This window comes from Paenibacillus sp. FSL H3-0302 (assembly GCF_037982245.1).
In the GTDB taxonomy this organism is placed as follows: Bacteria; Bacillota; Bacilli; order Paenibacillales; family Paenibacillaceae; genus Paenibacillus_AQ; species Paenibacillus_AQ odorifer.
Window position 1 is genome coordinate 3,277,379 of sequence record NZ_CP150284.1, and the last position, 11,408, is coordinate 3,288,786.

Consider the following 11,408-nt stretch of genomic DNA (forward strand, 5'->3'; position numbering starts at 1 on the left):
TGAAAGGGAAAATTTATATGAATGAGGCTTCAATTTTATTGGTTGATGATGAGGTATCGCTTTTAGACATTATGGAGACAGTGCTGCGTAAGGAAGGCTACGCCAATATAGATACAGTGCAAACAGGTGAAGAAGCAGTAAGTGCCTGTGAATCCAAAAAATATGATTTAATTGTGCTGGATGTAATGCTGCCCGGACGAAGTGGTATCGAAATCTGCCCTTTTATCCGTCAGACGACAGATGCCCCTATTCTTTTTCTGACTGCTCGAACGTCTGATTTCGATAAATTAACGGGATTTGCTATAGGCGGAGATGATTATATTACCAAACCCTTTAACCCGCTTGAAGTGGTGGCTCGTATAAGAGCACAACTGCGGAGATATTTTGCTTCTGCTAACCAACAGGCTACTGGCAAGAGTGTAGAAATAGTCCCCCATAAATCTGCAAATGTATATGATTACGGAAGGTTTAAGCTAGATGAGACAGCGGGAGAACTCCTGGTAGAGGGTCAGTCTGTTGCTTGTCCGGCACTTGTATTTCAACTGCTGGTCTTCTTATGCAAACATCCCAATCAGATTTTCAGCAAAAGTGAGTTATATGAGAAAGTATGGGGCGATGAAGCACTGAGCGATGATAATACGGTTATGGTTCATATTCATCGAATTAGAGAACGTATCGAAGCAGACCCGTCCGATCCAAAATTTATTGTTAACGTTAGGGGTCTTGGTTATAAGCTGGTGAAGGTAGACCGCCAGGAGTTGTCCATGCCATGAATATCAAACGTCGGTTAACGTTAAGGTTCGTTCTACAGCTAGCAATTACGGGAATGGTTGTTCTCGCTATTGCAGCAGTAACGTTTACTTGGATGCTGTTGCGTTTTCTCGATATCAGTATTACGCGTGATTTTGCTAATGTTGGCTTAGAGCAACTGGTTGAATCCTCCAAAATCGATGAGAAGGGCATTCAATTTTCCCCGAGCTTGCTGGAGCAAGTGAAGAAGAATAAGGGCTGGCTGCAAAATATCGATGAAAATGGAAAAGTTGAAAGTGCCTACAACACTCCAAAAGATGTCCCAATTCAATATGGACCGGGTGAAGTAGTCGCCTATTGGACAGGGACTCAGCCTTTTCCGTATACTCTGGCTGTATGGATTCAAGAGAAAAATGGGAGACAATTCACACTTCTTTATGGCGCGCCAAATATACTAGATCCTCTGTTAAAAAAAATGAGCGATGGTACATTTGATGCAGTAGATGGAGATCTGGTTCTGCCTGATTCGATTGAAAGAGAAATTAAATCATCACAGGCTTTTGTTCAACTCATCGATTCATCGGGTACGGAGCTGCTCTCCTATAATAGGCCAAAGATGATTCCCACCAAGTACTCAGTGCCAGAGCTAGCACTACGCACTCTCTACAGTGAACGTTACGGCTATCATGTCCGATCTTCTTTTGATAAACAAACGGGCCAAACATGGATCGTTGGACAACCGAACGTAAAGGGTGCAGATACAGGACAAAAGGTATGGGTACCTGAAGAGGTTAAAATTGTCATTAAAGGCACATTAGCAATGCTCGCGGCTTTATTGCTTGCATTTATATTGCTATCTTTATGGCAAGCTCATAGGTTTGGAGCGCCAATGCTGCATATGCTTGTATGGCTCGATTCTATTGGAAATGCCATATATACAGAGCCTTTGGACCGTAAAGGAAATCGTCGTAGTCGAACACACGTAGGTAAATGGAGGCGGAGATACCGGGTTTTTTCTGATGTAATGGTCTCCATAGAGAAATTATCTGCTAATTTGCAAAGAGATCAGACGTTGCGGCAACAAACAGAGAATTTGAGGGAAGAATGGATCGCAGGTGTTACACATGATTTAAAAACTCCTTTATCTTCTATAACTGGTTATGCCCATTTACTGGCGGAGCCTTCGTATGATTGGTCGAAAGAGGAAGTTCGCAAGTTTACAAGGACGATGCTGGATAAATCAGCCCATATGGACATGCTGATCAGTGATCTTGCCATGACCTATCGGCTAAAAACAGGGATCAAGCCACCAGAGCTGATGGAAGTGGAATTGAACTCTTGGTTACATCAAACCCTTGATCAAGCTGCTGCAAATCCCGAATACGGGAAGCAGCGAATTATATTTGTGCCGGCACCAAACGAAGTGAGAGCCCGATTGTATACTCCATGGCTAGAGCGGGTTGTGAACAATTTGACTGCGAATGCTTTACTTCATAACCCCTCGGATACGATTTTAACGGTTTCGCTTACTATGAATGATTTGGACAGTGGATTTACTATTCAATTTTCCGATGATGGCGATGGAATGGATGAAGTCACACTTAACCGATTATTTGAACGTTATTATCGAGGAACGGACACCGTATCTAGCTCCAACGGATCCGGCCTTGGCATGGCGATCTCCAAGGGATTAATCGAATGTATGGAGGGCAGGATTGCTGTTGAGAGTAGCCCTGGACAAGGAACCATTATTAAGTTGAGTTGGAGCTAATCATAGAACCAGCGTTTTTCCTAACGGAAATGACGGTGGTTTTTTTGTTCTGAATATAATTTTTTAATTCTCCTGTTTATTATCCAGCCAGAGTTGGGATCATAAATAAGTTGACATCCAAACTGATTGTAACTACAATAGTTACAGGTAGTGGTTAAAATAAATTTATCATCCTAATTTGAGGAGGAAGTAAAAATGAAAATAGCAATAACAGGAGCAACAGGTCAATTCGGATCATTGGTGATAGAAGCTTTACTTAAAACTGTACCCGCAAGTGATCTTGTAGTTAGTGTGCGGAACCCAGAAAAAGCAAGTGATCTTCAGGCACGTGGAGTGGAAGTCCGTCATGGTGATTTTGATCAACCTGAGACGCTGGAATCAGCATTTGCCGGTGTGGATCGATTATTAATCGTATCTGCAGATGGTGATAATGAAACCCGGATTCGTCAACATAAAGCAGCTGTTGCTGCTGCGGAAAAAGCAGGCGTCGGCTTCATTGCCTACACAAGTGTAGGACAAGCAGACAAGAGTGAGCTATTTCTTGCTGAAGTTCACCGCATCACCGAAGAAGCTATTCGCGCAACAGGCATTCCTTACAGCTTCCTCCGTAATAACTGGTATTTGGAGAATGAGATCGGCTCCATTCAAGGTGCTCTAGCAGGTGCCCCATGGGTGACTTCAGCAGGGAATGGTAAAGTTGGCTGGGCTACACGCGGAGATTATGCAGAAGCTGCAGCAAATGTTCTGACAGGTGACGGACATGAGAACACAGTGTATGAATTGTCTGGCAACCCTTTAACACAAGAGAAATTGACTGAGATCATAGGCAGTGTAATCGGTAAAGAAATCAAAGTAATCCAGGTTGACGACGAGGCTTATGCCAAGACCATGTCGGAGGTGGGTGTCCCAGAAGCTGCGCTTCCAATAGTTGTAGCTATACAACGTGGGATTCGTGAAGGTTGGCTTAATATTGAAAGTAGCGATTTAGAGAAACTGCTGAAACGTTCAGCTACTCCTCTTGCGGATGTCATTCGTGTTATGGTCGGTAATTTACAAGCATAATAATATAAAAGATAAAAGGCTTCCTCGAGGTTGAAAAACCAGTGAGGAGGCCTTTTTTTCTGTGTTGATAGAGGATGAATCAAATACATAACTTTTCACTATTTTGCCTTGTTCATAATTGTGTTAGTTTAGTCTAACTAGTTATACTAAAAGAAATGGAAGATACTTTGAGTGAGTACATAATCTGGCGAATAAGCGAAGGAGATGATTACAAATGAAAAGAAATATCTTGGTGGTATCGGGAGCGGCGGTTGTTGCATTAGGTGCGTATTTGTTATTGGGAGGTATCGATAAGGATACGCCTTCAGCACAAGATACAACCGACATTAAGCAATTAGTGCAAGAATATAGTTCAAGCAGTCTGGAAAACCTGTCCGCGTCTATCACTTCTGAGCAACTTATTGTAACCGATAGTAACAATAAAGAGAAAACTTACGACTTGCCTAAAGATGAGTTTTTTGTTTCTATAGCTCCATATGTGGAGAATACGCATCCTTGCGCAACACATAGCTTGACTGGCTGCCAAGGGGAATTAACGGATGATGAGTTTAAAGTATATATCGAAGACAGCGAAGGCAATGTGATTGTGGATCAAGAAATGAAATCGCTATCTAACGGATTTATTGATCTTTGGTTGCCCCGGGACAAACAATATAACGTAACCATTGAGCAGGACGGAAAAACAGCAAAATCTGAGCTTTCCACTTTTAAGAGTGATAATACATGTGTTACCACTATGCAATTGGCAGAAAGTATCTAAAAAGTTGCAGAGAGAAGACTTGAAAAGCGAATGCTCAGCAGGATGTTTCTTAAGCGATGTCGAAGTCGTTATTGATAATCCAATTAGATCTTCCTTCTGATGTATTCTGTATTGGACTTTCGCCAAATGTCCATCGTATCGGACTCCATTGCAGCTATTTTAAATTTTCGCGGCATTTCTCAAGCTTATCGGACTGCATAGCTCTTATTGGCTTGAAATGGCGCAGAATTGGAGTGTATTTAGGGAAATAACTGCATCTGGGTCCGATAACCTCGTGAAATGTCATAAATCTACGAAATAAGTGCACCTCGGTCCGATCCACCGGAGAGTTAGAAAGTGTTTGGGTAAAAGGAATCCAAACTATCACACGAATGATCAAAAGAAATTGCTTTACAGAAGAGAGGAGAGAGATGAATGGTTAAAGAGCTGATCATTGGGGATGTTTTGCAAGAGCTGGCTGGTACACGTCGGATACTGGAGAAGCTGCCTCAGGAGAATATGACATGGAAACCACACTCTAAGTCAATGAGCCTGGGTGGGCTGGCCACACACCTCGTTAATCTTCTGAGCTGGCAATCCGCAATTCTACTTTACTCGGAGTTTGATTTGGCATCTGTGGCATATCGACGAGAAGCACTGGAGAGTCCCGACGCGGTTCTACAAGAGTTCGACCTGAAAGCTCGTGAGATTGAGGAATTAATTACTGCAAGCAATGTGGAGATGCTCGGCGCGGAGTGGACCTTGCGGAACGGGGAGCAGATCATCCGTCGTCAGACACGGGCAGCTGCGCTTCGTACCATCGGATTGAATCATATGGTTCACCACCGGGCGCAGCTTGGAGTTTATCTGCGGCTGCTTGACGTGCCGGTACCTGGTCTTTACGGACCCTCGGCTGATGATTTAGAATTAGCAAACGGTGAAGGTTGATAAGTGAGGAAGCCCTGCACTGCCAAGTAAGTTCAACATATAGCTCTTACCTGATATATTGGAGTATTAAGTTACTTCCAAACATACGGTAATGGGCTTATTTACTTTTTTCTAGTATTACACTAAATAAAATTCACGGAGGTTCGGAAAGTTTGGGTTGACACTTTAGTTAATCTAGAGATATTATAGATTCATTAAGTCTATGATGGAACGAATATTTTTTTTGGTTTAATAATAGACAAAAAGAGTCTTTAATATCTGCATATAGGAGATGATTCATATGATTTACGATTGCATTATTGTTGGTGGTGGACCCGCAGGCTTGAACGCAGCCCTTGTTCTTGGTAGGGCAAGAAGAAAAATAGCTTTAATTGATAATAATCAGCCAAGGAATGCTGTTACCCATGCATCACATGGTTTTATTACAAGAGACGGGGTTACACCAGCCGAGTTTCGTCGCATTGCGTATGAGGAGGTACTACGTTATCCGTCAGTTGAGCATATCCAGACTGAGATTATTTCGATTAACAAAATTGATTCTGGATTTGCGGTACATGATTCGTTTGGTCATCATATTGAAGCTCGCAGATTGATTTTGGCGACTGGGTTAAAAGAGGTCCTTCCTGAGATAGAGGGCTTACGACCATTATACGGAAAAAGTCTGTTTAATTGCCCGTATTGTGACGGCTGGGAATTACGAGATCAACCCCTTGTCGTTGTTTGCGAAAATCCACATGTTTTTCATATGGCTAAAATGCTGCTCAATTGGAGTAAAGATTTGGTTATCTGCACGAACGGCAAGACATTCCTTTCAGATGAACAGAAAAAAAGTCTTGAGGCTAAGGGAGTTGTAGTCAATGAACAAACAATTTCCTCTTTTATAGGGCATGACGGGCAACTTCAGGCGGTTCGTTTTGCAGATGGTACTGAGATCTTAAGAACGGGAGGGTTTATTTCTCCGAATTTGATCCAAACGGCATCAATCGTAGATCATTTGACTGTAGAGCGGAATGATTCTGGTGGGTTTAGCACGGATGGGTCGGGGAGAACCTCGATTCCAGGATTATATTCGGCTGGAGATGTTTCTTATTTTATGCCTTCTCAGTTAGTGTTTGCCGCGGCTGACGGGAGTCGGACAGCTATGAGTGTAAATATGGATCTTATAGAAGAAGAATTTGAACTTTTTTAACGAATTATGGGTAGGAAGTTGAAAATAATAAATATGCATGATAACATAATTACAAATTAATGATCGGAGTTGAAAAGTATAGTGTAGTAATTATTCTTGCGTCCCATGATGAATAAAACAACAACAATGGTTTATTTCGTTTGTTTTATTCTTTGTATGCAAGAAAGTTACTACTTCTTTTCACTCGAAAATATATCCATATCTAACTCCATTTGGGGCTGGATTTGCTGTATTTATTTGAGTCACAAGAAAGTAACTTTCTTGTGGCTTTTATTTTGTTAAAATACAGGAGGATTATTTTATGTCATTAATAAATGTCACAAATCTAACCTTTGCCTATGAAGGCAGCTACGATAACATATTTGAGAACGTAAACTTTCAAATCGATACCGATTGGAAATTAGGTTTCACAGGGAGAAATGGTCGAGGAAAGACTACATTTCTTAGCTTATTGCTTGGAAAGCATGAATACAGCGGTAATATTTCTGCTCATGTCAGCTTTGAATATTTCCCCTTTCAGGTGAATAACAAGGAGCTTAACACCATAGATGTGATCAGCGAGATTTTTCCGGATTATATTCATTGGAAGTTAATGCGTGAGCTTTCTTTGCTAAAGGTTTCTGAGGATGTGTTATATCGTCCCTTTGATTCATTGTCTAACGGAGAGCAAACGAAAGTGCTGTTAGCCACATTATTCATTAAGGAAAATAGCTTCCTGTTGATTGATGAACCTACAAATCATCTAGATATGACAGCAAGAAAGCTTGTCAGTGATTACCTCAATACGAAAAGTGGATATATTCTGGTTTCACACGACAGATCCTTTCTTGATAATTGTGTGGACCACATTTTATCAATCAACAAAACCAATATAGAGATTCAAAAGGGCAATTTTTCTAGCTGGTGGGAGAATAAAGTCAGACAAGATAACTTTGAGATAGCGGAAGACGAAAAACTTAGAAGAGATATCAAACGCTTGTCAGCCTCATCTAAACGAACAGGTAACTGGTCACATGAGGTGGAAAAAACTAAAAATGGAACTAGAAATTCTGGATCTAAGTTAGATAAAGGTTATGTTGGGCACAAGGCCGCTAAAATGATGAAACGCTCTAAAGCCATCGAGCAAAGACAGCAATCTGCTATCAACGAAAAGTCTAAGCTTCTTAAAAACATCGAAAATTCTGAGAACTTAGAGATTACGCAGCTTGCTTATCATAAACGTCATCTTGAGGAGCTGGACAATGTTTCGGTTTTTTACGGAGAGAAAAGGGTATGTTCAGAAGTAAGCTTTACCATTGAGCAGGGGGAGAGAATTGCACTCTCGGGTAAAAATGGTTCCGGCAAATCAAGTATCATCAAATTGATCTGCGGTGAGGATATAGATTATACCGGCACCTTCACTAAGGATAGCCAGCTTATCATTTCCTACGTATCACAAGACACTTCAGATCTACGGGGCGATTTAACAGATTATGCTAGAGAGAATGGGATAGATGAAAGTCTTTTTAAATCTATTCTGCGAAAGCTTGATTTCTCCAGAATTCAATTTGATAAGGATATATCCACTTACAGTGGCGGCCAAAAGAAAAAAGTCCTGATCGCCAAAAGTCTTAGTGAAAAAGCTCATTTGTATATTTGGGATGAACCGCTTAATTTTATTGATGTTATTTCACGTATGCAAATTGAGGAGCTATTGCTTGAATATACACCAACACTCGTTTTTGTGGAGCATGATCGCGAATTTTGCCATAATGTTGCCACGAAGATCATTGAACTTAGCTGATATTTTTAACATCGATTGAAAATTTCCAACTCTAACAGACCAATATTATTATATTAATAAAGATAATTATTATATATATTACAGTTATCCAATGTACTATAATGGTATAGTTAAACTTTATGATATGTAATTGATGCCTAAAGAAACAACCTATAGAATTGAACAACAGGAGGAAACAAGTTGAGTACACAGAGTGTGGGAATTCCATTAGAAGGTTTTGCAGAATTTAGCCGAACGGTAGCAGCAGAAGGTGCGGTACTGTTGAAGAATGATTATCAGGTGCTTCCGCTTGCTGAAAGTGATAATATTGCTGTTTTTGGCAGAACTCAAGTGAATTATTATCGCAGTGGTACTGGTTCGGGCGGTAGTGTTCATGTTACTTATACGACCAACCTGCTGGGCGGTCTTCGCAGTAAAAAGAACCTTACGGTCAACGAAGATTTGGCAGCAGTATATGAGAAGTGGATTGAGCAAAATCCGTTTGATAATGGTGGCGGCGTTTGGGCTGCAGAGCCATGGAACCAGAAGGAAATGCTTTTATCCGACGAATTGGTAGCTGAGGCTAGAAGTAAATCGAACAAAGCAATCATTGTAATCGGACGTACAGCAGGAGAAGATCAGGATAATGTCGATGGTTCAGGAAGCTACCAACTAACAGCTGATGAAAAGGCGATGCTGAAGCAGGTAACTACATATTTTGAGCAAACGATTGTTGTACTGAACGTCTCTAATATTATTGATATGAGCTGGCTGAACGATGAAAGCTATAAAAATCCGATTTCGTCTGTCATCTACTCTTGGCAGGGGGGAATGGAAGGTGGTAATGCAATTGCGGACGTGCTGGCTGGAGAAGTAACTCCAAGCGGAAAATTAACAGACACGATCGCATATTCCATCAACGATTACCCGTCAACACACAACTACGGTAATGAATTTACAAACCTTTATCAGGAAGATATCTATGTTGGTTATCGTTATTTCGAGACATTTTGCCCAGAAAAGGTTCAATATGAATTTGGTTATGGAATATCGTATACCACGTTTAAGCTCGAGCCAGAAGAAGCTAAACTTATTTACAAAGCTGGCGAACTTAATGTTGAAGTCGGCGTAACCGTAACTAATACAGGAACTACCTTTGCTGGAAAAGAGGTTGTTCAGGTTTATTATGAAGCTCCACAAGGAAAATTGGGACAGCCTGCTAAAGCTTTGGCAGCCTTCGTAAAAACAGAAGTCCTTCAGCCAGGCGAAGCTCAACGTCTTACCGTGAGTTTCCCTGTTCATTCAATGGCTTCCTATGATGATGCTGGTGTGTCAGGGCATGCTTCCGCTTATGTGCTAGAAGAAGGCACGTACCGCATATTTGTGGGAACGAGTGTTAAAAAAGTGGAGGAAGTCAAAGTTGAAGGGAATAGCGGCTATGTCGTGGAAACTCTTCAAGTTGTGGAACAGTTACAAGAAGCTCTTGCACCCACGCAAAGCTTTACAAGAATGCAACCTGGTGTTCAAAAAGCAGACGGTTCATATGAACTTGTTTATGCAGAGGTTCCAACACGCAAGATTTCGTTAGCAGAACGGATCGAGAGCAATCTACCAACAACGATCTCCCAGACAGGCAATCAAGGGCATAAATTAAGAGATGTATTTGAACAAAAAGTTAGTATGGAAGCTTTTATTGCCCAGCTTAGTGACGATGATTTGGCTGCCATTGTACGGGGTGAAGGCATGAGCAGCCCTTTAGTTACACCGGGTACAGCTTCTGCATTTGGAGGAGTAAGTGATAGTCTATATAACTTAGGAATCCCTGTTGCATGTACGGCAGATGGTCCTTCAGGAATTCGTATGGATAGTGGAGCGAAAGCGACTCAGGTTGCGATCGGAACGCTTCTTGCAGCTACTTGGAATGCCGCATTAGTCGAAGAGCTGTATGTGTTAGAAGGACAAGAGTTGGTAAGAAACAACATAGACACCTTGCTTGGACCAGGTCTAAATATTCGTCGCAGCCCGCTTAATGGCCGCAACTTTGAGTATTTTTCTGAAGATCCTTTGATCTCTGGGGTGTTTGCCGCTGCATGTACACGTGGGATTATGAAAGGTGGCTCTAATGCCACGCTGAAGCATTTTGCCTGCAATAATCAGGAGAAACATCGCAGTAAAGTGGACGCTGTTGTGTCGGAACGTGCGCTTCGCGAGATTTATTTGAAAGGTTTTGAAATTGCAGTGAAGCAGGGTGGAGCGAATTCAATTATGACCTCCTATAACCCTGTTAATGGACATTGGGCCGCTTCAAATTACGATTTGAACACTACAATTCTCCGCGGAGAATGGGGCTTCAAAGGTATTGTCATGACAGACTGGTGGGCCATCATGAATGATGTCGTTAATGGTGGAGCTGCAGACCGGAAATTTACAAATTGGATGGTCCGTGCACAAAATGACCTGTACATGGTTGTAGCTAACTATGGCGCCGAAATTAATGGATGGAATGACAACACCATTGAATCCTTGGAAAATGGATCTTTGACTAGAGGAGAGCTGCAACGTTCTGCAATGAATATTTGTGAGTTCATCATACATGCTCCAGTATTCTCGAGAAAACAGCAAATTGTTGAAACAGTTGAGTCCTTTAAGGCTAATCCTTCACTTACTGCAGAACAAGTACAATCCTTATCTCAAAATCCACAGGTTAAGCCAGCCGTTGAAGGATCGACTTTCTTTGAAGTTGGCCAAGCTGGACAATATCGGATCCTCGTGCATATCATGTCAACAGAGCCTGAGCTGGCTCAAAGTGCATGCAATGTTAATTTGAATGATCAATTGATGACAACCATTCAAACCAACGGGACAGAAGGTCAATGGATTAGACAAAAGCTTGTGAAAGTAGAACTCGAAGCAGGTCTTTATGAAATGAAACTGGAATTCATTAAACCAGGTTTACAGATCGACTGGATCGAATTTAATAAAGTTGACTAAGTAGCTCTAAATATAAGTTAAAGGAAAAACCCTGCGCTAATGCAAATCCTCCAATAAGGATGTTTACGATAAACATAATTGTTTAGGCACACAGCCGAACGATTACTGTTGAATTGTAAATAATCTATATTGGAGGATTTACTTTTTGGTGAAGTTTAAATTTGAATACATAGAAAGCCGTATGTCCACAATTTTG

8 protein-coding genes are annotated in these 11,408 nt (G+C 41.3%); all 8 read left to right on the forward strand.

From position 1 onward, the window contains the following. Positions 1–17 precede the first annotated feature (17 nt). The 8 genes from MHH50_RS14635 to MHH50_RS14670 all read left to right on the forward strand — a co-directional run bounded on the left by MHH50_RS14635 (position 18) and on the right by MHH50_RS14670 (position 11,212). Complete coding sequence (locus MHH50_RS14635; RefSeq protein ID WP_076125728.1) at positions 18–773, forward strand: response regulator transcription factor; 756 nt, start codon at positions 18–20, stop codon at positions 771–773. Then, entirely contained in the window at positions 770–2,521 is a 1,752-nt protein-coding gene (locus tag MHH50_RS14640) for a HAMP domain-containing sensor histidine kinase (protein WP_340034525.1), read from the forward strand. Before MHH50_RS14635 ends, MHH50_RS14640 begins: the two co-directional genes overlap by 4 nt. Before the next feature lie 195 nt (positions 2,522–2,716). Continuing rightward, the gene (locus tag MHH50_RS14645) at positions 2,717–3,583 is read left to right on the forward strand and encodes an SDR family oxidoreductase (protein WP_340034526.1); all 867 of its coding nucleotides are present in this window, start codon (positions 2,717–2,719) and stop codon (positions 3,581–3,583) included. 214 nt (positions 3,584–3,797) lie between these two features. Continuing rightward, positions 3,798–4,343: a CueP family metal-binding protein gene (locus tag MHH50_RS14650; protein WP_076278438.1), complete on the forward strand. Its 546-nt coding sequence runs from the start codon at positions 3,798–3,800 to the stop codon at positions 4,341–4,343. A 414-nt stretch (positions 4,344–4,757) separates the two neighbouring features. Beyond that, on the forward strand, positions 4,758–5,270 hold the full coding sequence (locus MHH50_RS14655) for a DinB family protein (protein WP_076125721.1): 513 nt from the start codon (positions 4,758–4,760) through the stop codon (positions 5,268–5,270). A 280-nt stretch (positions 5,271–5,550) separates the two neighbouring features. Continuing rightward, positions 5,551–6,459: an NAD(P)/FAD-dependent oxidoreductase gene (locus MHH50_RS14660; protein ID WP_340034527.1), complete on the forward strand. Its 909-nt coding sequence runs from the start codon at positions 5,551–5,553 to the stop codon at positions 6,457–6,459. A 301-nt stretch (positions 6,460–6,760) separates the two neighbouring features. Next, on the forward strand, positions 6,761–8,242 hold the full coding sequence (locus MHH50_RS14665) for an Lsa family ABC-F type ribosomal protection protein (RefSeq protein WP_340034528.1): 1,482 nt from the start codon (positions 6,761–6,763) through the stop codon (positions 8,240–8,242). A 180-nt stretch (positions 8,243–8,422) separates the two neighbouring features. Further along, complete coding sequence (locus MHH50_RS14670) at positions 8,423–11,212, forward strand: glycoside hydrolase family 3 C-terminal domain-containing protein (RefSeq protein ID WP_340012603.1); 2,790 nt, start codon at positions 8,423–8,425, stop codon at positions 11,210–11,212. The last annotated feature ends 196 nt before the right edge of the window (positions 11,213–11,408 follow it).